At 67.4% G+C, this 26,797-nt stretch carries 17 protein-coding genes; 16 read left to right on the top strand and 1 reads right to left on the bottom strand.

Features of this window, described 5'->3' with window-relative positions; all coding sequences use genetic code 11:
- The first annotated feature begins 202 nt into the window (after window positions 1–202).
- The 6 genes from J7462_RS26295 to J7462_RS26270 all read left to right on the top strand — a co-directional run bounded on the left by J7462_RS26295 (window position 203) and on the right by J7462_RS26270 (window position 6,322).
- Entirely contained in the window at window positions 203–658 is a 456-nt protein-coding gene (locus J7462_RS26295; protein WP_219467889.1) for a hypothetical protein, read from the top strand.
- Window positions 659–1,140: 482 nt separating this feature from the next.
- On the top strand, window positions 1,141–2,775 hold the full coding sequence (locus J7462_RS26290; protein WP_219467886.1) for a hypothetical protein: 1,635 nt from the start codon (window positions 1,141–1,143) through the stop codon (window positions 2,773–2,775).
- A gap of 169 nt (window positions 2,776–2,944) precedes the next feature.
- The gene (locus J7462_RS26285; protein ID WP_219467884.1) at window positions 2,945–3,661 is read left to right on the top strand and encodes a hypothetical protein; all 717 of its coding nucleotides are present in this window, start codon (window positions 2,945–2,947) and stop codon (window positions 3,659–3,661) included.
- Window positions 3,654–4,898, top strand: coding sequence for a TRM11 family methyltransferase (locus tag J7462_RS26280; protein WP_219467881.1), 1,245 nt, complete (start codon window positions 3,654–3,656; stop codon window positions 4,896–4,898). The genes J7462_RS26285 and J7462_RS26280 overlap by 8 nt, the downstream gene beginning before the upstream one ends.
- Window positions 4,895–5,101 (top strand): AlpA family transcriptional regulator, encoded by a 207-nt coding sequence (locus J7462_RS26275; protein WP_219467878.1) that lies wholly within the window; start codon window positions 4,895–4,897, stop codon window positions 5,099–5,101. Before J7462_RS26280 ends, J7462_RS26275 begins: the two co-directional genes overlap by 4 nt.
- 3 nt (window positions 5,102–5,104) lie before the next feature.
- The gene (locus J7462_RS26270; protein ID WP_219467875.1) at window positions 5,105–6,322 is read left to right on the top strand and encodes a site-specific integrase; all 1,218 of its coding nucleotides are present in this window, start codon (window positions 5,105–5,107) and stop codon (window positions 6,320–6,322) included.
- A 634-nt stretch (window positions 6,323–6,956) separates the two neighbouring features.
- Here the strand turns inward: J7462_RS26270 and J7462_RS26265 are convergent.
- Window positions 6,957–7,436: a DUF5662 family protein gene (locus J7462_RS26265; protein WP_219467873.1), complete on the bottom strand. Its 480-nt coding sequence runs from the start codon at window positions 7,434–7,436 to the stop codon at window positions 6,957–6,959.
- 365 nt (window positions 7,437–7,801) lie between these two features.
- Between J7462_RS26265 and J7462_RS26260 the strand changes: the two genes are divergently transcribed.
- The 10 genes from J7462_RS26260 to drmC all read left to right on the top strand — a co-directional run bounded on the left by J7462_RS26260 (window position 7,802) and on the right by drmC (window position 26,649).
- Window positions 7,802–8,569, top strand: a complete 768-nt coding sequence (locus tag J7462_RS26260) for a DUF429 domain-containing protein (protein WP_219467871.1) — start codon at window positions 7,802–7,804, stop codon at window positions 8,567–8,569.
- Window positions 8,566–9,243, top strand: a complete 678-nt coding sequence (locus tag J7462_RS26255; protein ID WP_219467869.1) for a DUF6361 family protein — start codon at window positions 8,566–8,568, stop codon at window positions 9,241–9,243. Before J7462_RS26260 ends, J7462_RS26255 begins: the two co-directional genes overlap by 4 nt.
- Before the next feature lie 2 nt (window positions 9,244–9,245).
- A complete protein-coding gene (locus tag J7462_RS26250; RefSeq protein WP_219467867.1) occupies window positions 9,246–10,082 on the top strand; it encodes a hypothetical protein in 837 nt (278 codons plus the stop codon).
- Window positions 10,083–10,160: 78 nt separating this feature from the next.
- On the top strand, window positions 10,161–11,279 hold the full coding sequence (locus J7462_RS26245) for an IS630 family transposase (protein WP_308290842.1): 1,119 nt from the start codon (window positions 10,161–10,163) through the stop codon (window positions 11,277–11,279).
- A gap of 20 nt (window positions 11,280–11,299) precedes the next feature.
- The gene (locus J7462_RS26240) at window positions 11,300–12,844 is read left to right on the top strand and encodes a hypothetical protein (protein ID WP_219467863.1); all 1,545 of its coding nucleotides are present in this window, start codon (window positions 11,300–11,302) and stop codon (window positions 12,842–12,844) included.
- A 115-nt stretch (window positions 12,845–12,959) separates the two neighbouring features.
- Window positions 12,960–16,130, top strand: a complete 3,171-nt coding sequence (gene drmD, locus J7462_RS26235; RefSeq protein WP_219467860.1) for a DISARM system SNF2-like helicase DrmD — start codon at window positions 12,960–12,962, stop codon at window positions 16,128–16,130.
- Entirely contained in the window at window positions 16,130–20,191 is a 4,062-nt protein-coding gene (locus tag J7462_RS26230; RefSeq protein ID WP_219467857.1) for an Eco57I restriction-modification methylase domain-containing protein, read from the top strand. Before drmD ends, J7462_RS26230 begins: the two co-directional genes overlap by 1 nt.
- On the top strand, window positions 20,188–23,889 hold the full coding sequence (gene drmA / locus J7462_RS26225; RefSeq protein WP_219467854.1) for a DISARM system helicase DrmA: 3,702 nt from the start codon (window positions 20,188–20,190) through the stop codon (window positions 23,887–23,889). Before J7462_RS26230 ends, drmA begins: the two co-directional genes overlap by 4 nt.
- Window positions 23,886–25,949, top strand: coding sequence for a DUF1998 domain-containing protein (locus tag J7462_RS26220; protein WP_308291038.1), 2,064 nt, complete (start codon window positions 23,886–23,888; stop codon window positions 25,947–25,949). Before drmA ends, J7462_RS26220 begins: the two co-directional genes overlap by 4 nt.
- On the top strand, window positions 25,939–26,649 hold the full coding sequence (gene drmC / locus J7462_RS26215) for a DISARM system phospholipase D-like protein DrmC (protein ID WP_219467851.1): 711 nt from the start codon (window positions 25,939–25,941) through the stop codon (window positions 26,647–26,649). The genes J7462_RS26220 and drmC overlap by 11 nt, the downstream gene beginning before the upstream one ends.
- Window positions 26,650–26,797 lie beyond the last annotated feature (148 nt).

Raw genomic sequence — 26,797 nt, 5'->3', positions numbered from 1 at the left:
GACGGTGTTGACCGAGGTCGGCCTGCGGATCGCGGTGCCCCACGACCGCGACCTGGGCGTCCTCTTGGACCGCCGCATCGACGCTATTCGGCCAGGCAGCGAGTCACTACCCAGGCGCCCCCAGGTTTAAAAATTTAGCTTGCAAAGACTAGGTTTTTAAACTAACATGGTTAGTAGAGAGTTCGAGTGGCGGGGAGGTCAAGTGGCTGTCGCGGATGACGAGTACGAGGAATACGAAACGACTTACAGCTCCTGGCAGGAGCTTCGGGATGACGTGGACGCCAATGGCGGCGTGCTGCGCGTGAGCATGTGGAGCCTTCGTGAGATAACCGGCTTGACCCGACTCAAGGTCCACGTCGTGGCTCGCATCAGTGAGGCGCTCACCGATGTGGGGCTTGCACACCTGCCCATTGACCTGCCACGCAATCAGAACGAGTACGTCGTCGTGTATAGGGCGACGAGCGAGGCAGCTGCGATCATCAATGCGGTGCGAAACGGGTCTAGCAGCGAGGCGGCCGAACGGGCGCTGCGGAAGGTCAACACTTCGGACACCATCCAGGTTGACCGGAAGAACGAGACCAAGCTCGACGAGCTCGCCGCCAAGGTAGACGAGTTGGAGAACTTGCTGAAGGACTTTCGTGATGTCCTCGCAGCCTGAGCGATCCCCGTCACCGACCGGACTGAGCAGGGGCCCGAAAACGCCGAAGAATCCTGGCCTCACGTAGGGTCGCCTACCTCACCGCGGACAGCCAGCCCGAAGCCCACGCCCGCCCCGCGCGTCATCCCCTGGTTCCATGAAGGGAACCGGCGACGAGTCCCGGAGACGACCAGGACCAGGACGACAGCCCCGATCCTCCCAGTGGTCTTCCACCACGTGACGTCTCACCGTCGACCGATCGCGGCCGGACGGGGCGAAGTTGCCAAACGGAATCCGTCAGGCTTTCCGGGTGGCTACCGCTATTGATCGCCGCGCTCCGATGCCATCCACGCTCGCTTCCATGGCTGTTACGTCGCAGGGGCAAGTGTCGTTGCGGCTGCACATCAGCGCTGGGCTACGATGATTCGCCGACTGAGGTATGAGGGGCTTTCATGATCCACTGGCCGTCGGCTACGCGCGACCCGGCACGGTTCGAGCGCGCGATGAAGATGCTCATCAAGAAGGTCGACCCTCAAGCGCAAGGCGTCGATGGCACCGGGGGCGACGGTGGCCGCGACAGCTACACCCACACACGCTATCTCTCCGGGGATGGCATGCGGGTCTACGAGGTGAAGTCCTTCACGGGCCGAATGACCGGGTCACGGCGGTCGCAGACCAAGAAGTCGCTAGCCAATGCCGTCAGGAGGCACTCGCCATCGGAGTGGGTCCTCATCGTCCCACTTGAGTTCTCGCCAGCGGAGATTGTCTGGTGGGAGAGTCTGGAAGCCCAATACCCGGACGTCAGACTGGACCGGCGGTGCATCGACTGGCTCGACGATCAGTTCAACCAGGACGAGGGCCTGCGCCGCTTCCTCGAAGGCGAGGAGTACCAAGTCAGCCAGCGTCTCGCTGAGCTCAGTATGGAGCAGGCTGGGATGGTCAACGGCATACCTGACTTGTTCCGCCGACAGCGAATCCTTCACACGCGGGCCTCCGAGCTGGCACCTCGACGGTGGGATTGGAAGATCTCAGTTGGTGAGAACTACGAACGGGTCGAGGTCACGCCCCGACCCGGCAACGACGCAACCTTCACCGTGCGCGGCAAGTTCGCGTTCACAGCCGACGACACCGCAGCTGCCGCCGTCCAGCAAAGCTGGCTGGACGCGGTTGCATTCGGAGGCTCGGTGACCGTTGAGGAGCGTTTCGTCGAAGACGTGACGGTGGTGCTCCCGGAGGACCTGCAGGCCTTATTTCCTCCCGACTCCGGGCCGGGAACGGTTCAGTTCAGCTCGCCGCAGGCCGAGCTGGCGACCCCAGTACTGCTCCACCTGGTCGCCGAGGACAGCAACGGCAACCAGGTGAGTCGCCTTCCAATCAGCTTTACCACTCACCTCGCCGGCTCCATGGGCGCGACAATCGTCGGCACCGACGTGTCCCGCACGGTGACCGCTCACCTGCAGATGAGCTACCAGATGCCACCAGCCGAGAGGGTAGACGATGGCTGGCAGGCTCTGGTTGGGCAGTTGAAGCTTGGATGGGCGAGTCCGGCCGGACAATTACCGTCGACGCTGCGCCCGATGGCCGAGATAGTCAAGGCATGCGTTGTTGACGGGGCATCGCTGCACGTCTGGTCCGGCAGGCAGCGGTTGGTTCATCTACCAACTCCGATGATGGCCGACTTGGCCAATGTTGCTGACCTCGTCCTGCTGCTCGACGACCTCCAGGAGCACTTAGGGCTGACAGAGCCGATACCAGATGATCTGACAGAAGTAGATGCTCTGACGCTCGCGATGGCCTGGTCGGTTCTGTCGACAGGTCAAGGAAGCTGGCCGAATGCGGTCCTCGAACGAACTGTGACCGCCGACGGCGTCATCGCCTTCATGGAACACCCGCTCTGGTCTGCCGAGCCCGGCGAGCTCGTGCTGACACAGCCTAGTCTCGTCGTCGGCGGCGCCGGCATGCAGCTAGACCTCGGTCCTGTCGAGGTCCGCTTCCCCCGCGTCGTTGTGGAGAATCGAGCTGAAGTCGAGGCTGCAGGCCGCATCGGTGCCTCGGTTGTCGTACGGTTCGTGTCCTCCGACGGTGCGACGCCCGTGGTCAGATCGCTGTCAGCGGACCCGCCAGTCAGGCCCGCGTGACTGAAACTGTCACCTATCGGTCCAGCAGACCCTTGGTCGTGCATCGGACGAGGTTCAGGCCAACATCGGCTAACGCCTCCTCGTCAGCGTGGGGTCTGACTTCCAATCCGAGGTCCGGATTTGTAATCCCTTGGTGTCAGCGCTCGTCGGCGGATGTGGCCCACACGCCATGCCGAAACCCAGCTCCACCACTCCCGACGACCAGCCTCAGCCGGTCCCGGTCGGGTTGCTCCTCCCCCACACCCGCACAGGGCGAACGCACAGCCCGGAAGTGCCGGACTGGCACGGACTATCCCCGAACCATCTCGCCTACCTCATCCGCCGGTATACCGACGCCGGAGATGTAGTCCTCGACCTCGACGCGCACCCCGCCGCCCTGGCCGCGACCACCTACCTGCACCGGATACCAGCCCAACTACTCACCGACCCCCACGGTCTGCGCTTGTGGCCTTCACCTTCCGCAGGTCCGAACTCTGGCGTTCCTCACCCGGCCGATCGGGGTGTCGACCTGATCCTGGCGGTGCTACCCCGGACGACCGAGGGGGACTCCCCCGATGACCCGACGACCGCGATGAGCACCTGGCGGCTACTGCTGCGCCCCGGTGGGTTCCTGATCGCCGGACTCACCACCACACCACCCCCGCCCGGCAGGTTCAGCTACCGCGCGACGGTCATCGCCGCAGCCCGCGCCGCCGGCCTCTTCTACCACCAGCACATACCCGCCCTCCTCGTCCCGCTCCCCGAGCACGAACCGCGCACCACCCCGCAGCGCCCCGACGAAGGCGACGACCGACGGCGGCTGCTCGCTGGCCGGCACCTTCCGACGTTCCGGGACCTGGTCGTGTTCGGGACTACCGCCACCGGTGAGGAGAACGCCCATGCCTGAGCCTCGTCCGTCGCAACGGGCCACCGGCCTGCACAACTCCGAACCGCCGTACCCTGACGGGCCCGATCTGGTGGCCCTGCTCGCCGAGGGCTACCTCGGCACGGTCTGGCTCACCGGCCAACACCCGTCCCGCGACCTACGACGCGGCCGGTACACCCCCGAGTCACTGACCCACCCCGGCAAAATGCTGCCCACCATCGCCCGGTACGCCATCCGCACCTACACCAACCCCGGCGACGTGGTCCTCGACCCCATGGCCGGCATCGGCACCACCGTCATCGAAGCCATGCACCTCGGCCGCCACGGCGTCGGCGTCGAGTACGAAGCCGAATGGGTCGCCAAAGCAGCCGACAACATCCATCACGCCCTCAAAGCTGGTGCGCGAGGTCGGGGCGAGATCTACCACGGAGACTCCACCGCCCTACCGGCCCTGCTGCCGGCCAGCCTGCACGGACAAGTCTCCCTGGTGATCACCTCACCGCCCTACGGGCCGTCCACCCACGGCCACGTCCGCACACCAGGCCCGAGACGCGGACAAGTCCGCAAGATCAACCACCGGTACGGCAGCAGCGACAACCTCGCCTACCGCACCCCCGGCCAACTCGCCGACGGGTTCACCGCGATCCTCACCGGCTGCCACCAACTCCTGCGTCCCGGCGGACACGTCATCGTCACCGCCCGCCCCTACCGCCGCCACGGCGAACTCATCGACATCCCCGGCATGGTCGCCGCCGCCGGCACCAACGCCGGACTCGAACTCGTCGAGGAGTGCATCGCCCTCATCTGCGGCGTCCGCGACGGCCGGATCATCCCCCGCGCCTCGTTCTTCCAGCAGAAGAACATCCGCGACGCCATCGCCACCGGCGACCCGCAATGGCTCCTGCAACACGAAGACGTGGCAGTCCTTCGCGCGCCGCTGAACTCCGCCCCACACGATGCCGCGAGCTGGTTTGTGCGCAACACGGCGCACGCTAACCAGCTTGATGACTTCACCCAGCAACGCGTGGATCGACGTGCACAGGCGGTGCCCGCCGGAAACGCCAGTCCCGGCGGCAGCGCCATCGATCCCCGGTCCCGCCCGGACCGGGACGATGAAAGGACACCCGATCCGTGCCCGCCCCATCTGCACCCCACGCCAGGGGACGTACGACGCGCCCCCATCGACCGCCGGTGGTCCGACGATCCCCCCAGGCCACACCCCCAGCCCGGCTCACCCACCACGACGGGCCCGCAGTGAACACCCCGGCCGCCGAGTGGCGACCCGACCCCCTCCTGACCATCGACGACGTCGCGGCCTGGCTGGGCAAGCCGAAGAACACCCTCTACGCCTGGCACAGCCGAGGCAAGGGACCACGCGCCATCCGCGTCGGCAACACCCTGCGCTACCGACGCAGCGAGATCGAACGCTGGCTCGACGCCCACACCGACCCGGAGCGCTGAGCCATGGCCCGACCCCCACTACCCATCGGAACCTGGGGCAACATCCGCACCGAGAAGCTCGGCCCCAACCGGTACTGCGCCCGAACCCGATACCGCGATCATGACGGCCGGACCCGCGACGTCGAGGCCACCGACACCACCGGCCCCGCCGCCATCCGAGCGCTGAAGATCAAACTGCGCGACCGCGTGGCCCCCAACGACGACGAGATCACCCGGGAGACGCACGTCAGCACGCTCGCTGCTCTGTGGCTGGAAGAGATCACCGCAGAGGAACGCGTCTCGCCGCAGAGCATCAGCAGATATGAGATCAGCGTTCGGGTCTCCATCGTGCCCGCCCTGGGTGACCTACGGATCCGAGAGGCCAGCGCGGGCCGCATCGACAAGTTCCTGCGCAAGATCGCCGAGGACCGCCCGTCGGCCGCCAAGAGCGCGAAGGTCGTCCTCGGCCAGATGTTGGCCCTGGCCGTACGTCGCGGCGCGCTCACGACCAACCCCATTCGCGACACCAGCCGCCTACGCAAGCCACGCAAGACCGTAGTCGCCCTTGAACGGGAACAACTCGACGATGTCCGCTCAGCGATCCGGAGGTGGCAACGGCCGACCCCCGGCAAGTCAGGCCCTCGCCCCACCAGCGACTTGGCCGACATCGTTGACCTCATGCTCGCCACCGGCGCCCGCATCGGCGAGATCCTGGCGCTGCGGTGGGAAGACCTGGATCTCGCCGTCGAACACCCCGTCCTGACGATCTGCGGCACCATCATCTACGTCAAAGGCCAGGGCTTCTTCCGCCAGGAGTGGACGAAGACCGACGCGGGATTCCGGTCAGTAGTCCTGCCCCGCTTCGCGGTCGGAATGCTGATGGCCCGCAAGCTCGACGCCGCCGACAACCCCCACGACGCGATCTTCGCCTCCCGACGCGGCACCTGGCTCTCCCCACCGAACGTCCGCCGGCAGTGGCGTGCAGCCCGCGCCGACACCGGCCTCGAATGGGTCACCCCGCACACCTTCCGCAAGACCGTCGCCACCCTGATCGACAGGGAGGCCAACACCGACAGCGCCGCCGCCCAACTCGGACACGGAAGCAACGAGATCACCAAGAAGCACTACATCGTCAAGGCCGCCCTCGCCCCGGACAGCTCCGCCATCCTCGAACAGCTCGGCGGAAGGCCAACGTCAGACGATCCGGAGAACCCCGGCCCTGGCCCGCAGCCGACCGCATAGACGGGCAGCGGCCGGCAGCACCACCCGCCCCGTCGAATGTGATCGCCCCACGGCGTTACTGAGGGGTTTACGGGGGGCGGTTCAAAACTACATAGACAAACATCAAGGCCCTGTCCAGCTACATGCTGGTCAGGGCCTTTTTGTGGTGCGCCGCCAGGGACTCGAACCCCGAACCCGCGGATTAAGAGATTGGTATTGGTTGAATCATTTAATCCATGCCGGTCGCTGAACTCCATCTTTTCGTGTTCGTGGCCCTGCTTCCTCAAGACGGTGTCCCACTCAGTCCGTCCGTTGCGAGCCTGTCCCCGGCACCGGAGCACCCGGTGAGCACCCACTGATGCGCGGCGTTGATCGACGGGAATGGTCGCGTCACACTGACGAGGTTCCAAGGCCGGGCCTGCCAATTCCGGGCATCGGCCCGCTACGCAGGGCTTCGTCACAGCGGGGCGTCCCACCAGGCATCCGGCCGCCACGAGGTCCGAAACGCAGCGGAAGTTGTCAGCGACCGCGACGCCGCTACGGACGGCGGTGTGGGCCTCCCGGCCGACGTGGGCGTCGAGCGCTTGGCGGGCCGGTGTGGAGGGCCCAGGCGGTGCGGGTGGCCTGCAGATGCAGCGGGTGGGTCGCGGCGGTCCTATCGGTCGGTGCGGGTGGTTTCGCCGGCGATCCAGCCGAAATGCCGGGCCGTGTTGGTCAGGATCTCGGCGAGTTGCGCGTCGATGCCGAACCGCTCGAAGCTCTTCGGCATGCTGTCGGCGAGGTCGCTGCCACGCCGTTCGGCCGCGGCTCGCCAGTCGGCCAGCATCTCGATCAGGTCCACGAGGGTCATCCCGTTAATGCCACGGCCGTGGTGTTCCGGGTGATGCGCGTTGTGCGCGTAGTGGTGAGCGAGGCCGTCGCCCATCGCCGCAAGACAGGCTCGGTACTTGTCGCTGCCGTACTCGGCCGCCTGGAGCTTCGGCACGTACTCGTCGTACGTCTCCACCTCGGGCGGCTCAAGCTTGGACAGGTCGTGCTGGGTGGACCGGGCGATCAGTTCCTTGATCGGGGCGCCCATGAGGGTGCCGACGCGGAGGCTGTGGATAAGGGTGTCGGGGCGGCTGTCGTAGGTCACGGTGTCCTCCGGGGTCGGGTGGTGCGGACGAGGTTGATCTTGGTTGAGTCGTCTGGTCCAACGGGGTGACGTGAGTCCTCCTGTTCACGGTCAGGCCCCAGCTTCACGGGACGGCGTCCGGCCCAGCCCATCGCGCGCCGGCCTCGTCCCATAGCGCGCGAGCACCCACGGAGACACCACATGGATCATCAACAGCCAGCTGGCCACGGACTCACGGTAGGCCCTGGCCATGCTCGCGCAGAATCACTCACACGGACCGGGCCACTCTCACTCGCCGATCCGGGGGGTCATGCGTACCTGAACGTCCTACAACGACAGTCGGTCGATCCATTTCTCGGCACATGAGCGGCACCTAGAGTATTGCGGTGCTGACCCTCGGCGTCGACTTCGCAGCGGCGGACAAGCGTACGGCGATGGCGACCATCGAATGGCTGTCGGACCGCGTAGTGGTGCGAAACCTGGTCCTCGACGTGGGCGACGCCCAGATCGTGAAGGCCAGCCAGGACGCGGACAAGGTCGGGCTGGACTGCCCACTCGGCTGGCCGGAACCCTTCGTCGCACTCGTCACGGCCCACCGGTCCGGCCACGTCACCGTCGCCGGCGATGCCGCACGGTGGCGGCGTCGTCTGGCCTACCGGTTGACCGACGAGGTGGTACGCGAGACGACCGGCATCATTCCGCTCAGCGTCGCTGCGGACCGTATCGCTCATGCCGCTTTCCGGGGTGCCGGGCTGTTGGCGATGCTGGCCGCCGCCGGCCAGGACGTCGACCGTTGCGGCGACGGCAAACTCGTCGAGGTCTACCCGGCCGCGGCCCTGTGCCGCTGGGGACTGACGTACCGCGGTTACAAGGGACGGGGCCAGAAGACGCAGCATGCCGACCTCGTGACCGCGCTCTGCGCGGCCGCACCCTGGCTGGAACTGGGCGCCTTTGAGGCGCTGTGTCGCCGCAGCCACGACGCCTTCGACGCGGTCGTCGCGGCCCTCAACGCACGTGCCGCCGCGACAGGCAGGGCGACCCGACCCGACGACGAGCAGCGGCAGGTCGCAGGGGCCGAGGGCTGGATCGCCCTGCCCACGGGGCCGCTCAGCGACCTTGTCGACGTCACCGGAGCAGGCGGGAGGCGCTCATGACCTCGGGGCTGAGTTGGCTGGACACCTCGCGCGAGGATCAACAACGCATGCGCGAGTTGCTCAAGCTCTTCAGCGACACGGAGAGCCGGGACGAACTGGGCGTCGGCCAGGTCCGCGACGCGTTCAGCGACCTGCTGTTCCCCGGCACGTCGGTCCTGCAGAACCGGGCACGTTACCTGTTGATCGTGCCCTGGTGCTACCAGGAGGCGCAGAAACGTGGGCTACGCGGTGACCGCCTCGCCGCGCGGGTCAACCGCAACGAGCGGAAAGTGATCGCCGCGCTGCTGCGCGGAGAAGACACGGAGGGCATGATCGGCAGGCGCGCCGGAGTCGGGGTCCGCACCCTGCCCTCGAACATCTACGCCATTGCTCTCCAGGAGTACGGCATTCGCAGCGGTGAGGATGACACGGCACCGGACCGACGGCTGGTATCCCGGCTGGCCGAGGCTGATGAGCCGACTGAGCGGTCGCGCGGCAGCTGGCATCCGACCCTGCTTGGACCGCCGGCGAACTTTCCGCAGGAGGTCGAGGGCGGGCTGAGGCTCAGTTGCCAAAAGATCTCGCCGGCAACCGCGACGGCGCCCGGTTCCCGGGCGACGTCGATCATTGCCTGGGGCGATACGGAGTGCGATTTGCCACAACGCCCGAGCTCGTGTTCGGTCGGTAACTTGTAGTGGTGACGGCTAAGAACGTGGCGACGGGTTGGCAGATCGCGATGATGCTGCCCGCCCGTGGCCAGTGGCAACAGTTCCGGCTCAAAGCCGCGGACGCGTATACCTGTGCGGGTTGTGACATCGTCAAGACCACGCGCTTCGTCGCGGTGGCCGATGGCGATTGGTCAGCGCCGACCTGCTCCGACTGTTACCAGCTTGCTGTCGCCAAGGAGTGCCCGGCACTGCCGTCGAAGTCGTCGGCCGTCGCGGCCACGTCGATGGAACCGCCGCAACGTATCGATCTTCAGCAACCCAAGCCGGGGTTTCGTCAGCTCGCCACGGTCGTGATCGCTCGCGCGGCAGGCACTCTCACTTCTGAACAGAATCAGGCTTTCACCGAACTGGCGGCGGCGGACGCCTATCCGGCCGCACTAGCCTTCGCCGACGCACTCCTGGAACGAAGGGGCTGGGAGGGCATCAGCCTGGCCGACGACGCTCGTGCCGGCATTCGCCGGTCACTCCACCGGGAGCAGCAGGCGATCGCGAACCAACGTCGGGCGCAACAGACGAAGGACCGCCTCGTACGGGGTACGGGTAACGCCCTACCCGTTCAGGATCCGCTCCCGGCTCTGCTGTTGTCGAGGTTCCGCCGGTCGGCGTTCGTGGCGAAGCTGACTGAGGTGATGGAGGAGGAGGAAGGCCTCACTCGAACACGACGGGACATGCCGGCCGAGACGCTCTGGGACTGGATGGTCGTGCTGGACCCGCCCAGCGCGCATCGCATACCGGCTGACACACAGGAACTCCGCGGCTTGAGCGAGACGTCGTTCGTCGAGCACCTCGCCGAGCTAGTGCCTTGACCACGAACGTTCACGGTGTTGGTTGACACGCCGTCCGGCCTGCTGGTCGGGCGGCGTCGTGGGGGTCAGGCTGTGGCGGTGGCAGATCCTGTACGCGTGCGGCGGCTGAGTGACCTGGAGGGTCAGCAGCTGCTCAGAATCACCCGCCGGGGCACCGGTTCACCGATCCGACTGCGGCGAGCGATGGTCGTGCTCGCGTCCGCTGGTGGGAACACGGTGCCGGCGATCGCCCGTCTCGTGCAAGCCGATGAGGACACGATCCGGCAGGTCGTCCACCGGTTCAACGAGATGGGGATGGCCAGCCTGGACCCTCAGTGGGCGGGTGGCCGTCCCCGCCAGATCAGTCCTGACGAAGAGCAGTTCATCGTCGAGACGGCCAACACCCGCCCCGAGAAGCTGGGGCGACCGTTCACCCGTTGGAGCATCCGCAAGCTCGCCGATCACCTGCGCGTCCACTCCGCTCGACGGGTCCGGATCGAGCGGGAACGGCTGCGGCAGATCCTGCACCGACACCGGATCACCTTCCAACGGACCAAGACGTGGAAGGAGTCCACCGATCCGCACCGGGACGCCAAACTGGCCCGGATCGAGTACGTGAGTACCTGTTTCCCGCAGCGGGTGTTCGCGTTCGACGAGTTCGGGCCCCTGGTGATCCGTCCGCAGGCCGGCGCAGGTTGGGCACCGGCGGGGCACCCGCACCGGTTGCCCGCGAACTACCACAAGCTGCACGGCGTCCGGCAGTTCCACGGCTGCTACTCAGTCGGTGACGACCAGCTCTGGGGTGTCGTCCGGCGGCGAAAGAGCGCCGGCAACACCCTGGCGGCGCTCAAGTCGATCCGGGCCTCTCGACCCGACGGGGCACCGATCTACGTGATCCTGGACAACCTGTCCGCGCACAAAGGACTCAAGATCCGCAGGTGGGCCGCCCGGAGCAAGGTCGAACTCTGCTTCACCCCGACCTACGCCTCCTGGGCCAACCCGATCGAAGCCCAGTTCGGGCCGCTACGCACCTTCGTCATCGCCGGCTCGAACCACCCCAACCACACCGTCCTGGCGCGTCGGCTACAGACCTACCTGCGGTGGCGCAACGCCAACGCCCGCCACCCCGACGTTCTCGCCGCCCAACGCCGCGAACGCGCCCGAATCCGCAGCGAACGACAACGACGATGGGGCCAACCCACCACCCACGCAGCCTGACCCCAACACCCTGAACGTTCGTGGTCACGGCACTAGCCCGGCGCGCGGACCCGAATCTGGGAGCGCTGTCGCACCCCGCTGTCCTGGAGCGCTGGGCGCACCGGGCGAAGCGTGTCACCGACGGCTTGAGGAAGGACCGCCGGCGCCTCGAGAAGCAGGTCGCGGACCAACAGCACAAGGCGGTTGCGGATCTGGCTGAAGCCGACGACGCGTACGCCATGGGCTGCGCCATGGAGGTCATCGCCAGCCGACTCCGGGAGGATCTTCGAAGCCAAGTCTACCTGCGGCTTCAGCAGTCAGAGAAGCGAGCCGCACGTATCTCCCGGCTGATCGAAGCCGCGAACCGGGTGGCCCGTAACGAACCACGCCTGGCCCGGCCGGTCGCCGACGTCTGCCTGGTGCACACCGCCACCTGCGTGGCAGCCGCCCGGGGGGACTCGTGTGCCGCCTGCGTACCGGAGCTGATCAGCCGGTTGAACGCGATACTGATCGCACCCGCTCCGCGAGCTCCCATATCCGGACAACTGAAGCCCGGCACGAATGCCACCGGTACCCCCGCAAAGCCGACGGCCAGGCCGGTGGTGCCGCGCCTGGCCGGCCCCGGCCAATCCGCGTCCGCCCGCTGGCTGCCGACCGGCGACCGGATCCGTACCGGCACGGTCAGAGCCGCCTGGCAGGTAGCCGTCACCCGCGACGACGTGAACCGGCGGCGCTGTCCCATCCCCGATGGGACCATCCTGCCGTCGCACGAAACCAGACGGCTGCGCCTCTACTTCGAACACCTCAGCGCCGCGACCCGGCCGCAGAACGTCACGCTCCGTCAGGTCGGCGGCCGATGGCAGCTCGAGGGGGTGCGTTGGCCCGCGTCCCTGCAACCGGGACTACTCGTCGACTTCACCTGGCGTACCGACAGCACCACCATGACCGCCGTCACGAAACCGTTGCGCCGGCCCGAGCGCATCGACGGCACCGAGTTCCGGCACGAGTTCGACAGGCAGGTCGTCACCCGGGAACTGGAACCCGACGGAGATCCCCGGCACGCCACCGGACCAGTCTCGGTCGAACGATGGGTCCTGCGCACGCTGCGAATCCTCGGCCATCTCTGCCCACAGGGCACCGCGACACTCGCCGAGGACGCTCTCGTCCGCAATTGCCAGAGCCTCGGCATGCCCGACCGGATGACCGGCCAGGTAAACGATGCCACCACCAACCTGATCAAGGCTGGCCGGATCCGGAAGGTCCGCGGCGGCCGGGACAGCTACGGCGGCCTCTGGTACCCAGCACGCAGCGGCGACAGCCTGGTCGACCTGATCCGCTACCAGCCGACCGTCGAGGTGCTGAAGCCGCAGAGCCTCGCCAAGATGGGAGCACCCGCCCCACGTAGCGCCCACCAGGTGCACGGTTTCATCCGCCGGCTTCCCGCCGGAGCACACGCTTCCGACAGGCAGATGGAGCTGTACGAGGAAGCCGTCCAAGCCGCCGAACTCGCCAACCGTAGCCTCGACCCCAACCGCTTCACGTTCGTCAACAAGCACCGCCGCGAAGCCACCCGCGGAGGTCACTGAACCCCTGAGGCGGTTCAGTCACGCGGCCCGACTGGCTGGTGACACGCCATGACGCAATCCAATATGCGACAGGTACAAAAATGTGTGTCAGCCTCGTGTCCACTATGGTCTGCGCATGGCTCCCTCGATCGCCAATGCGGCTCTCTCGCCAGCGTCTGACATTCGTCTGGTTCCTGGGCCGGGACAAGTGGTCGAGGTTCGCGGGTCGACCTGGGCGGTGGCGCAGGTCAAGCCGCAAGGACTGCCGCGCAGCCCGGCGGACGAAGCTGTGGCCGCGCTGAACCACGCGGTCACCCTTCAGGCGCTCGACGAAGACCGGCTGGGTGAGGAGCTGACGGTCGTCTGGGAGCTGGAGGTCGGCCACACCGTCACACCTGCCCAGGGACTACCGACGCAGGTCAACCCGGATGCCTTCGATGACCCGAACACCCTCGCCGGATTCGTCGACGCGATGCGCTGGGGCGCGGTGACCTCGGCGGACGACCGTAGCGTGCAGGCGCCGTTCCACAGTGGTGTAACGGTGGAGGCTTACCAACTGGAGCCGCTGCGACGGGCGCTGTCCTCACCCCGGACGAACCTCCTGCTGGCCGACGATGTCGGCTTGGGCAAGACCATTGAGGCCGGCCTGGTCGTGCAGGAACTGCTGCTGCGGCACCGGGCGCGTACCGCGATCGTGGTGTGCCCGCCGAGCCTGTCCCTGAAGTGGCAAGACGAAATGCGGGACAAGTTCGGTCTGGATTTCACGATTATCAACAGCGAGATGATGCGGGAGGTGCGGCGCCGATACGGCCTGCACGCGAACCCGTTCCAGCTCTATCCCCGGGTGATCGTCAGCATGGCGTGGCTGCCGCAGGTGCGAGCCCAAAGGATGCTGCGTGACGTGTACGCGCAGGCGGCGAGCACGAAGACCGCTCGCCGGTACGCGTTCGACATCCTGATCGTGGACGAAGCGCACCATGTGGCGCCGGCCAGCCCGTCGGCGATCGGGGGTGGGCGCGGCTACGCCGTAGACACGCAGCGCACGATCGCGGTCCGGGATCTGGCGGACAAGTGTGAGCATCGCCTGTTCCTCAGCGCGACCCCGCACAACGGGCATCCGGAGTCTTTCACGGCGCTGTTGGAGATGATCGATTCGCGCCGGTTCAGCCGTGGTGCGCTGCTGGACGAGCGGGCGTTGCGGGAGGTGACGGTTCGGCGGTTGAAGTCGGACTTGCCGGAGAAGGGCTTCCGCCCTCGGGAGCTGCGGATCGTTCCGTTCACACCACGCGCCGACGAGCAGGAGATGTTCGCTCTGCTGGATCGGATTCTCACCGAGAGTGCGAAGGCGAACGGGACCGGCGAGTCCGGTGATATCACCGCGATGCTGTTCAAGAAGCGGTTCTTGTCGAGCCCGTGGGCGTTCGGCATGACCTTGCAGTCGTACCTCACCGCGCGGTCGGTGGGCCAAGCGCCGACCGACTGGGACTACGACGACATCCTCGGCGAGGGGCAGGCCGACGAGGAGGAAGGCCTGTGGGAGCAAGACGAGGCGACGGCCCTGCGGCACAGCAAGTCCACCGATCCGTTGATCGCCGCCGTGCCAGGCGAGTTGCAGCGGCTGGCCGAGTGGGGGCTGGGCTTCGCGAACCGGCCCGATTCCCGCCTTGATGAGCTGATCACGGCATTGGATGCGATCTGCCGACCGGGCGGGTTCTGGCTCAACGAGCGCGTCGTGGTGTTCACCGAGTACGCCCACACGCTGGAGTGGGTACACCGGGTGCTGGTGCAGCAGGGCTACGGAGACGTACTGGAGATCATCCAGGGGCAGACGCCGACTGATGAGCGCGAGCTGATCCGCGAGCACTTCACCACCGAGCCGTCGCCGAAGAATCCCGTGCGGGTGCTGCTGGCCACCGACGCAGCCGGTGAAGGAATCGACCTGCAGGACCATTGTTACCGACTGATCAACCTGGACATCCCGTTCAACCCGTCACGGTTGGAGCAGCGCATTGGCCGGATTGACCGGTACGGGCAGCAGCAGACCCCGCTGGTGTTCCAGTTCTCCCCGGACCGCTCGGCGACCCTGTACGCCGCCGACATGGAGTTCATGGGCCGGATCGCCCGCAAGGTGGTGACGGTCGCGCGTGACCTCGGGTCGGTCAACCAGGTCATCGCCGACGAGATCCAGGACCACTTCACCCGCTCCTCCGCCGGACGGCGAAAGAAGGCCGCGCTCGACGGCAACGCCGTGATCAACAAGGCGTTGGCCGGCGGGTTGGACCTGAACAGCCGGTTGACCCAGTTGGAGAAGGGCTACACCGACAGTCGGGCGGAGCTGCACCTGGAGCCGGAGAATCTGCGGCGGGTGGTCGACACCGCGCTGCGGATCAGCCACCAGCCGCCCCTGGTGGTGGCCGGCGACGACCGGACCGACGCAGCCGTGTTCACCGTGCCGCCGCTCGGTCCGGCTTGGCAGTCGACGTTGAAGGGCCTGGACACCCGCTCCGAGCAGGGCGTGTTGCGGCCGATCACGTTCGACGACAAGGCCGCAGCAGGACGGAAGGACTTGGTCTACGTCCATCTGGGTCATCCGCTGGTGAAGAAGGCCCAACGGTTGCTGCGGCGTTCGCTGTGGAGCGCGGACGCGCCGCTGCACCGGGTCACGGCGGTCGTGGTGGATGGGCTGGAGGAGTCCTTCGTCGCGGCCGTTACCCGGATGGTGCTGGTCGGCCGTGGCGGGCTACGCCTGCACGAGGAGATCTTCCTCGCCGGTGTACGCCTGCGGGGCCGCCGTGCCATCGCTGAGGAACGCGCCGAGCAACTGCTCGACCAGGCCCTCGACGCCGGCAGGCTGACGCTGGCCGCTGCGGACGTCCGCGCCGACCTGACCAGGGAGTGGAACGAGCCGGAGTCCCCGCTGCGGTCCCGGCTGCTCGACTCGATGACGCGCCGCGCCGAGTCCCGCCATCAACGGATCAGCGACCAGCTCGCCAAACGCGAGGAGGCCGACGTCACCCGGGCGCGGGAGATCTTCGCCGCGTTCCGCCTCAACCTGAACGAGTCGCTGGACCAGCTCACCAGCGCCGAGATGCAGGACCAACTGGCTCTCTTCCCCGATGATCAGCAGCGGCAGCGCCGCCGCGACATCGACACGATGCGCCGCCGGCTGGACGAGCTCGGCGACGAGGAGCAGCGGGAGATCGCGACGATCATCGAGCGGTACCGCGACGTCAAGCCACACACAACCGCCGCAGCGGTGGTGTTCGCACTCACCCCGGCCGACGCTCGACGAGGAGGTTCACGCTGATGCGGACCACCCGTACCTTCCGTCCGAAGACGGCCACCGAGCTGCACCGGACGTGGCTGGAACTGGTCGAGACAGACGGCCCCTTCCTGGCCATCCCGCCGCTAAAGCGGGTGTGGCCGCAGGGCATACCCGCCCTGGGCCCCGAACGCCTCGACGTCCTCCGCGAGGCCAGGCCAGCGTTCGACCACGCCTGGGAGGCCCTCGACATCGACCCGGTCGACGAGACCGTTCAGGCCAAGTACGCCGAGGTCCGCGACGTCTGGGTGCAGACCGTCCTGCGGGACGTCGTCGGCTGGCATACCTCCCTGGCCTGGGGTCCCGACTGCGCACCAGGGGTGAGGGCGCACTCGCCCGACCGGCGAATCACCGTCACCCCGCAGGCCGCGCTACTCGGGCCGGACGGCATCGGCGCGCTGGTCGGCGTGGTCGACAAATGCGACAGCTTGCACACCACCGGCACCGACGGCTGGGCCGCCACCGCCATCGACCGGATGGAAGCGATGCTGCGCGGCGCCGGCGTCGCGATCGGCATCGTCACCGACGGCCGCTGGTGGGCGCTGGTCTGCGCCCGGCCAGACGCGATGGTCGCCTCCGGCATCGTCGACGCCCAGACCTGGGTCGAGGAACCGTTGACCCGCAACGCCTTCCTCACCGTCGTCGCCCGGCAGTACATCATCGGTGGTGACCCTAACGAGCGGCTCCCCAAGCTGTTCGAGGAGTCCGTCGCGGCAGCCGAGGAGATCACCGAAGCTCTCGGCGCCCAGGTCCGCCGCGCCGTCGAGCTGCTGATCCAGGCGTTCGCCGAGACCGCCGCCGACCACCACAGGCGCGGCCTACGCGATCCGCTTCCGGACGACCCGCACGACACCTACTCCGCGGCCGTCACGGTCATGATGCGCGTCGTCTTCCTGCTCTTCGCCGAGGAGCGCGGCCTGCTGCCGCAGAGCGAGCTCTTCCTACAGGGGTACGGCATCAGCGGTGAACTCGACGACCTCGACCAGCGCCGGCTACGCGAGGGTGAGGAATCGCTGGACAGCACCTACCTGACCTGGCACCGTTTGCTCGCCACCAGCCAGGCCCTCTACCGGGGCGCGTCGTTCGAGAACATGCGAATGCCCGCGTACGGCGGATCGCTGTTCGACCCGAAGTGGTACCCGTTCCTGACCGCGTCGAGCGACAACGGCACCCTCGCCCTACCCGTCTCCGACCGGGTCATGTTGCACGTCCTACGCTCGGTGCAGGTCGCCCAACTCAAGGGCGGTGACGCCCGCCGGATCTCGTTCCGTGACGTCGGCGTGGAACAGATCGGCTACATCTATGAAGGGCTGCTCGGCTACTCCTGCATCCGGGTCCTCGGCGACACTCAGGTCGGCCTCTTCGGTGCCACCGGCACCGAGCCGAAGATCCCGCTGACCGTGCTGGAGCAGCTTGCCGACGCCAAGGCGGCTCCGGCCACACTTGCCGCCGCAATCATCGCCTGGCTCAAGGAGAACCAGCCCGCTGCGAGCCCGCCGAGCGCGAACGCGTTGGCGAAGCGGCTCGCGGCCACCCCCGGCAACGACGCCGACCGCATGCTGCGCGCCGTAACTGATGACGAAGACCTGCGCGCGCGCCTGCTGCCCTGGGCCACCATCACCCGGCCCGACCTGCGCGACCGCCCGACCGTCATCCTGGATGGCGGCCTGGTGGTCACCGAGACCCCCTCGCGGCGCAACGCCGGCGCCCACTACACCCCGAAATCCCTCGCCGAAGAGGTCGTCCAACACGCCCTCGAACCGCTCTGCTACTCCCCCGGCCCACACCAGACTGCGGACCGGGACACGTGGAGACTGCGTGGCTCGGACGAGATCCTCAACCTCAAAGTCGCCGACATCGCCGCTGGCTCCGGCGCGTTCCTGGTCGCGGCGGCGCGCTATCTCGCCGCCCGACTGGTCGAGGCGTGGCTCGCCGAGGACCCCGCCAACGCCGGGCGGCACGACCTCGGGCAACACGCGATCCGCGAGGTCGTCGCCCGATGCCTGTACGGCGCGGACATCAACGCGATGGCCGTCGAGATGTGCAAGCTGTCCCTCTGGCTGGTCTCCCTCGACCGCGACCTGCCGTTCTCCTTCGTCGACGACAAGATCCTGCACGGCAATTCCCTGCTCGGCCTCACCGACATCCGCCAGGTGCGCACGCTACACATCGAACCGGCAGAGCACGGTCGGGCCTTACCTGCCAGCCTGGACATAGGCGGCACCGTTCGGCGAGCCACGGAGATCCGTCGGGAACTGGCCAGCGAGGTCCGCGAATTCGACCCTCAGCGCAGCGCCACCGCCAAACGTCGCCAGCTCAACCGACTACGAGAGCTCACAGCGCAGTTACGCACCGCTGCCGACGGTGTGATCGCCAGTGGACTGCGCCTTGGTGGTAGGCCCGGCGTGACTCTGGATAACGCATACCAAAACCTGGCAGCGGCGGTTGCTGCCGCGATCCCAGGAGAGGAAAACGCACCTGAAACAGTCATGCTCGACATGATCATCAAGGTCGGGCTGACCCCGACCGTCGCGACGGACTACGAACGCTGGCAGCCGCTGCACTGGGTGCTCGAAGTACCGGACGTGGTGATCGATCATGGCGGCTTTGACGCCATCATCGGCAACCCGCCCTTCCTGGGTGGCCAGAAGCTCACCGGCGCGATGGGCACCAACGTCCGGGACTGGTTCGTCCACCAGATCGCCGACGGCACCCGGGGCAGCGCCGATCTGGTCGCCTATTTCCTGCTGCGGGCGGTCGAATTGCTCCGCCCGTCCGGGACGCTCGGTCTGATCGCCACCAACACCATCGCCCAGGGCGACACCCGCCAGGTCGGCCTCGAGCGCATCGCCGCCAACGGCTTCACCATCACCCGAGCTGTGCAGAGCGCCCCTTGGCCGTCGGCGAGCGCCAACCTGGAGTACGCAGCGGTCTGGGGCGGCATCGGCCCCGTTACCAAGGCCGCCCACCGGGTCGCGGACGGGGTGGTCGTGCCGCGCATCTCCACGCTGCTCGAACCGGCTGGCCAGGTCGACGGCACCCCGGCCAAACTGACTGAGAACGAGGACATCGCCTTCCAGGGCTGCATTGTGCTCGGCATGGGCTTCGTCCTGGAACCCGAGGAAGCCCAGGCGTGGATCACTGAGAACAAGCGCAACGCCGACGTCGTCTTCCCTTACCTCAACGGCGAGGACCTTAACTCCCGACCGGACGGCTCCGCCTCACGCTGGGTAATCGACTTCACCGGCTACTGCGTCACCTGCGCTGCCCGACTCCGCCAGCCATTCGACCGAATCGAGCAGTTAGTTAAACCCGAGCGGATGCGCAACACCCGTGCGGCGCGGCGAGACCGGTGGTGGCAGTTCGCAGAGATCGCCCCCGGACTTCGACGAGCGATCGCCGGGCTGGACGAAGTACTGGTGATCGCGTTGGTTAGCAAATCTGTGATGCCGGCGCGGGTGCCGACCGGGCAGGTCTTCAGCCACAAGCTCGGAGTTTTCGCGACCAACTCCTTCGCAGATCAGGCGGTGCTTTCGTCGAGCCTGCATCAGATGTGGGCCATCAAGTACGGCTCAACGATGCGAGCGGACGTAAACTATTCGCCTTCGGATGTGTTCATGACGTTTCCGCGGATTGAGCCGACAGCTCGACTGGACGAGGTAGGCCGCACGCTGGACGTCGAGCGGCGGGAGATCATGCTGCGACGCGGGCTCGGGCTGACGAGGCTCTACAACCTGGTCAACGAGTCAAGGGTCGCCGACGGGGACGACGCGGAGGTGGCCCGGTTACGGCAGATTCACGTCGAGCTCGATGAGGTAGTGATGGCGGCGTACGGGTGGTCGGATGTGCCGCTGGATCACGGCTTCCACACGTACCGCCAGATGGAGCGGTGGACGGTGAGCCCGGCGGCGCGGGTGGAGATCCTGGACCGGTTGCTCGCGGAGAATCTGCGCCGCGCGGCGGCGCAGCAGCCGAAGGCGGCGAAGAAGGCGACTGGCCGCCAGCGTAAGCCAGCGGTCCATGGGGACCAGGAGACGCTGCTGTGACTGACTCGGCAGCAGGCATCAAGCTCGCGCACGAGCCGGATGGGACCTCGTACACCGTTCGGGAGAACCTGGGCGACATCCTTGAGCGTGAGCTGCTCGGCCCAATTGGTGGCCCGGAGGAGCTGTTGGCGGTGAGTCCACGGCAGCTTTACCTGGTGGGGCATATCGCGCCGGTGAAGCTGGCCGCGACCGATGCTGATCCGGCCGGTTCCGAAGACGTCTTCAGCTTGGCTGGCATTCCATCCGGTGCGGCGGGTTCTCAGGCTCAGCGCGGGATTCCAGCCGAGTCGGCCGACGGCACCGACGTCGAGGGCGAGGAGGACGACGCCGAGGACAAGGCTCCGAGGCGGGGGCTGATGATCCCGTCGTCGATGGGGCTGCGGTTCCAGGTGCCGAACGACCTGGCCAAGTTCACGGTGACCGCGTCGTGGGGCACCTACGAAAGTGTGAAGACCGGTGAGGAGGACAAGCGTGGCCAGCCGGTGCGGCAGTACCGGCGGACGCCGGTCAGCATCGCCAAAGACATCACGGTGGCCAGGCTGACGCCGGGGCAGACGTACACGCGGGCGTTGACCGGGCAGGTCTGTCTGCGGATCGACGCCTACGACGACGCTCGTTTCGGTCGACGGTTGATCGAGATTGCGCTGGTCAACGACCGGGAAACGCCGCCGACGATTCCGGTAAACGAGTGGCTGTTCCAGACGAAGCTGCACGTCGAGGCGGAGAGTGGGGCGGTGTTCCTGCCGGTCCGCGACGTCTTGGAGCAGGAGTGGCCGGAGCACGACGACGAAATGCGTCGGCTGCACTTGCAGTACCGCAACCGGCTGGAGTTCGCGGTCGGGCGGACCTGCTCGGTGGACTGGCAGACGGAGCCGGGGGCACGGCGGGCAACGGCGGTGTGGACGACGTGGCTGCCCGTCGGCGAGACGCCGCAGACGCAGGCGCGGTCGGTGACTGACGCAATGCTGGGCATGGATGCGCTGGCCACGGCCAGCTCTGAGCAGGTTCGTGTTGGGCTCGCGCCGCTGGTGGACGGGTACCGGACCTGGCTCGATGGTGAGGCCGCGAAGGCTGCGCAGCTTCCTGGGCATCTGCGGGAGTTGGCGGAGGAGGTCGTGGAGGAGGCGCGTGCCGCGCAGCGACGGCTGGCGGACGGTCTGGCGCACGTGGTGGCTGATCCGGAGGCGTTCAGGTGCTTCCGGTTCATGAACGAGGTCATGCGGGACCAGCGGGTTCACTCCCGGATCGGGGCGTTGCGTAGCTCCGACCCGAGCCTGTCGTTCGACGACGCCCGGCATCAGATCGAGGCCGACGAGCGGGAGAAGCCGTCGGCGTGGCGGCCGTTCCAACTGGCGTTCATCCTCATGCAGCTGCCAGCGTTGACCGATCCCACCGCACCTACGCGCAGTGGTGAGTTGTCGCGGGTGGAATTGCTGTTCTTCCCGACCGGTGGTGGCAAGACCGAGGCGTACCTGGGTCTGGCGGCGTACACGTTCGCGATCCGACGGCGGCAGCAGGTGGTGGCGTCGTCCGACGGACCTCTCGACGGGCGTGACGGGGTGGCCGTATTGATGCGGTACACGTTGCGGCTGCTGACCGCCCAGCAGTTCCAGCGGGCCACGACGCTGGTGTGCGCGGCGGAGCTGGTTCGCCGCCGGGACGAGGCAACCTGGGGTAGCAAGCCGTTCCGGATCGGCCTGTGGGTCGGCACCGACGTGAGCCCGAAGCGGTGGGACGAGGCGGCCTTACAGCTGAACAAGGCCAACGCGTACGGCGGGCACCGGTTGACGGTGTTGCAGGTGCAGCGGTGCCCGTGGTGCGGCAGCCCGATCGGTGCCGAGAACGTGGAGCCAAAACAGGAAACTCGGCGTGTGCTGGTCCGCTGCGGCGACGATATGGCAAGGTGCCCGTTCGCCAAGGGCGGTCAGGTGGCTGAAGGCCTGCCGATGCTGACGGTGGACGAAGAGATCTACCGGATGCCACCGGCGTTCGTGATTGCGACGGTGGACAAGTTCGCCCGGCTGGCGCGTGAGGGTGAGGCGGCGTCGTTGTTCGGCTACGTCGGCCGGTACTGCGGTCGGCACGACTACGTGCACCCGGACTACGCCGGCTGCAGCATCACTACCGGGCACAGGGCCGAGCTTGACCTGCCCGCCGCGACCGTACGACCGGTCGGGCGGCTCCGGCCGCCGGATTTGATCATCCAGGACGAGCTGCACCTGATCACCGGGGCGCTGGGCACCGCAGTGGGGCTTTTCGAGGTGGTCGTCGAGACCCTCGCCTCTTGGGAGACCCCCGAGGGCAAGCCGGTCCGGCCGATGATTGTGGCATCGACGGCCACCGTGCGCCGCGCCGACGACCAGGTGCGAGGGCTCTACGGGCGCGGCGTCCAGATCTTCCCGCCGCAGGTGTTGGACGTGGCGGACACGTACTTCTCCCAGGAGTTGCCGATCGGCCCGACCACGCCGGGCCGGCGCTACATCGGCGTGAGCGCGCAGGGAGTTCGGCTGTCGAGCGCCGAGATCCGGGTCGCCGAGGTGTTGCTGCTTGCCGGGCAGTTGCTCTTCGACCGCAGTGGGTCGGCCGCCGATCCGTACATGACGTTGGTGGGCTATTTCAACGCGACGCGGGAACTGGCCGGTATGGCCCGCTACGTCGCCGACGACGTGCAGAACCGGGTGCGCCAGCCTCGCCCCGGCTCGGGTTTCCCGCGACGGCTCGGCTCGTACGGGCAACTGGTCACCGGTGAATTGACCTCCCGGATCGCCTCAGTCGACATCGGCCGCACCCTGGACAACCTGGCGTTGGAGTTCGACCCCGACCTTGCCACGACGGCGGCGATGCGGAAGCGGCTCGAAAAGCAGGCGGCCGGTGGGCGGGTGGAGCGGCCGAAGGCCGACCCGTTCGACGTGGTGCTGGCGACCTCGATGCTGCAGGTCGGCGTTGACGTGCAGCGGCTCGGTCTGATGCTGGTAGTGGGACAACCCAAGAACACCGCCGAGTACATCCAGGCGTCGTCGCGGGTAGGCCGCGACGTCGGCCGCCCTGGTGAGGACAGCGGTCGGCCCGGCCTGGTCGTGGCGCTCGGGAACTGGGCGCGGCCCCGCGACCTGGCTCACTACGAGCAGTTCCGGCACTATCACGAGACGTTTTACGCGCAGGTGGAGGCGCTTTCGGTCACCCCGTTCTCGCCGACGGCTCTGGATCGCGGCATCGACGGGGTGCTGGTCAGTGCGGCCCGGGTGCTGCAGGCGCACCGCACCGACGGGCTGTCTCCGGAGCGGACCGCATGGCGGGTCCGGGACGAGCAGGAGGCCCTCGCCGCCCTGGTCGATCGGCTGCAGGCTCGAATTCAAAGGGCGGCCCAGCTGGACGATCTGATGGCGCAGGCACACCAGCGGCTGGTCAACCGCATGGACCAGTGGAACGCCCGGGCCAGGTACGCCGGGAAGCTCAGCAAGACCCTGGTCTACGAGCGGACCGGCGACAACGACAGCTACCTGCCGTTGTTGATCAGCCCGGAGAACGCGAAGGCCCACCAGGGTCAGCCGGACCGCGCGCCTTTCGTCGTCGCGCACTCGATGCGGGAGGTCCAGCCGGAGATCAATTTGCTGGTCAGCCCGATAGCCGAGCGGCTTTTCGTTGTCGAACCCGACGACGCGCCGTCGTGGGAGCTGCCCGAAGGAGATGACGAGTGACCGACGACGAGCAGATGATCTTCGAGTCGGCGCAGCCGTTGGACCCACTTGCCGATAGTGAGCAGTCGAACGTCAAGAACCGGGCCAAGGTGGGCTCAGCCCGCCCGTCGTCGCTGCTCTACACCTACGGTGTCGGCTCGATCATGGACCTGCCGCAGTTCTCGATCATGCCGGCTGGCCTCGACGACTGGGAGCCCATCTGGCGGCGGCGGCCCACCGTACCGACGATCGAGGAACCACGGCTACTCAAGGTGGTTCAGCTTCACCTCGGGTCCCGCGTGCAGCAACTGCGGCCCTTCCCGTGGCAGCCCAAGGCCCGCGCGATGTCACAGGAGGGCTCCGATCTCGGCATCCCGGCCCGGGTGTTCCCGCAGTGGCTGCGGTGCACCGGCTGCGACTACCTCGGGCCGCTGTCGCGGTTCAGCTACACGAACACCCACCCGTTCCGGCCCGACCTGGCGACCTTCGAACACGCAAGTTGCCCCGGCCGTACGTTCACGGGCGCGGCGAAGGGAAAGGTCAAGGCTCCCACGAAGGGAAAGGCCAGGCGCAGTCCGGCGGTGCCCGCCCGTTACCTGCTCGCCTGCGCCAACGGCCACCTCGACGAGTTCCCGTACGCGCTGTGGGTGCACCGCGGCAGAACCTGCCCCGCCGCCGCCCCACACCCGAACCTGAAACTGCGCGACAGCAACATCGGTCAGGGAGCCGGCGCGGTCATCACCTGCGAACGCTGCCAACAGCGGCGCGGCATGGGCGAGGCTCAGGGCGAGGCCGGCAAACGGAAACTGCCGACCTGCCGGGGGCGGCATCCGCACCTGAACGCCTTCGACCCCAAGTGCGGGCTGGACACCTCGCTGATGATGATGGGCGCGTCCAACCTCTGGTTCGCCTCGACCCAGTCGATCATCGTCATGCCCCGCAGCGAGGAGCAGAAGCAAGCCGCGCTCGCCACGAAACTCCGCACGTACCTGACCCCGGAGGAACTGGCCGACTTTGCGGCCCTGCCGAAGGTGCTCCGTTCGCTGCTCGTCAGGAGCAACTGCGATATTGCCGGAGTCATCGACGAGCAGCTGATCGCAGCGGCGGCCGAGGCGCTCGCCCCACCACCGTCGGAGGAAGAGCGCCGGGAGAGGCTACGCGATTGGGATCCGGTCGAGCTGCTCGTGCCCGAGTGGGACTACCTGCAGAAGCCGAGCCTATTCACGCAGCAACAGGACGCCAGCGGGCTGATGGTCACCGAGATGCCTACCGCCGCGGCCCTCCCGAAGCAGGTACACCGGGTCATCGCCGTAAACCGGATGAAGAAGGTCAACGCGGTGATCGGCTTCACCCGGATCGACGAGATGGACCGGGTCAACGACCTCGCAAGCCGGCTCGTCAAGCTCACCCGGGACGGCCGACCCACCTGGGTGCCGGCCACCGAGGACCGCGGCGAAGGCATCTTCATACAACTGGACGAAAACGCCGTCGCCGCCTGGGAGACGCAAATCCTGCCCACCCCGCTGTGGCGGGCCCACCGCGAAGCCCACAAGCACAACTTCTCCCGACGCTTCTCCGCCACCGCCGCCCAGATCGACCCCAACACCCGCTTCCCCGCCCCGCGCTACTGGCTGATCCACAGCCTGGCCCACATCCTCATCCGCGAGATGGCGATGTCCTGCGGCTACGGAGCCGCCAGCCTCAGCGAACGCCTCTACGCCTGGCCAGCCATCCCCGACCGGCCCGCCGCCGCTGGACTGCTCATCTGCACCACGGCCTCCGACAGCGAGGGAACCCTCGGCGGCCTCGTCGCGCTCAGCCAGCCGGAACGGCTACACGGGCTCCTGCTCGACGCACTGCGCCGAGCAGCCCGCTGCTCCTCCGACCCCGTCTGCGGGCAACGCACACCACGGCACGGCGAGGACTTCCTACACGGCGCGGCCTGCCACTGCTGCAGCTTCGCCTCGGAAACCTCCTGCGAACGCGCCAACCGATTCCTCGACCGCAGATTCCTACTCACCCTTCCCACCATCGACGACGAACGGGTCCCCGGCTTCTTCGGCACCATCGATGTCTACTGACCCCTACACGGCGCTCGGTGCCTTCCTGACCGCCTACGAGGCACAGCGACTCGCCACCGTCCTACAAGCCGGCGGCACCACCAGCCAAGCGCTGAAAGAAGTACACGCCGCCCGCCGCAGCGAGGCGAAACGCCTACTCCTCGCAGCCGAACTCGGCCCGGAGCACCGGGACGACTCGGTCGCCATACTCCGGGCCATCGCCGGCGCACGATCCGTCCGGACCGCCATCTCCCCCGTCTGGACCATGCCCGGCGTCGAAGCCACGACCGGCCATCTCACCAGCGAAGCTCAGCGCATCATCGACGACGCACGCATGTCGATCGTCTGCTCCAGCTTCAACTTCACGCCACACTCGGGCATGTGGACCGCCCTCAGGAACGCCGCAGTGCGCCCCGGCCTGAGCGTCACGGTGTACCTCGATGCCCGTGCCGGCTCCCCGGCAGCCGTCGCGGCCCACCTGCCGAAGGCGACCGTACTCCGGACACTGACCCCACCCAGAGGCCACCGTCCGCTGGTCAGCCACGCCAAGTTCATCATCGTCGACCGCGCGATCACACTGCTCACCAGTGCGAACTTCTCGTACAGCGCCGAGAACACCAATATCGAACTGGGGCTGCTGGTGCACGACACCAACCTCGCCGCATCGATCGAAGCCCTCATGCGGAGCAAGCACGGGGTCCTCTACGAGCAAGTGACCTGACAGGGTGCAAAGCACTACTAGATCATCGGCGCACACCCGAATGCCGTGGCCCGCTCGATGAAATCGTGTCCCCCACGGATGCCCGCCGCAGCCGGGAACACATGAATGCATCTGGCCGCGGCGACGACCACGCGGAACCGATGCCCCG

The organism is Micromonospora sp. RL09-050-HVF-A (genome assembly GCF_019374995.1).
In the GTDB taxonomy this organism is placed as follows: Bacteria; Actinomycetota; Actinomycetes; order Mycobacteriales; family Micromonosporaceae; genus Micromonospora; species Micromonospora antibiotica.
Note: the sequence above shows the minus strand (reverse complement) of the source record. Positions and strands in the feature narration are given on the sequence as shown.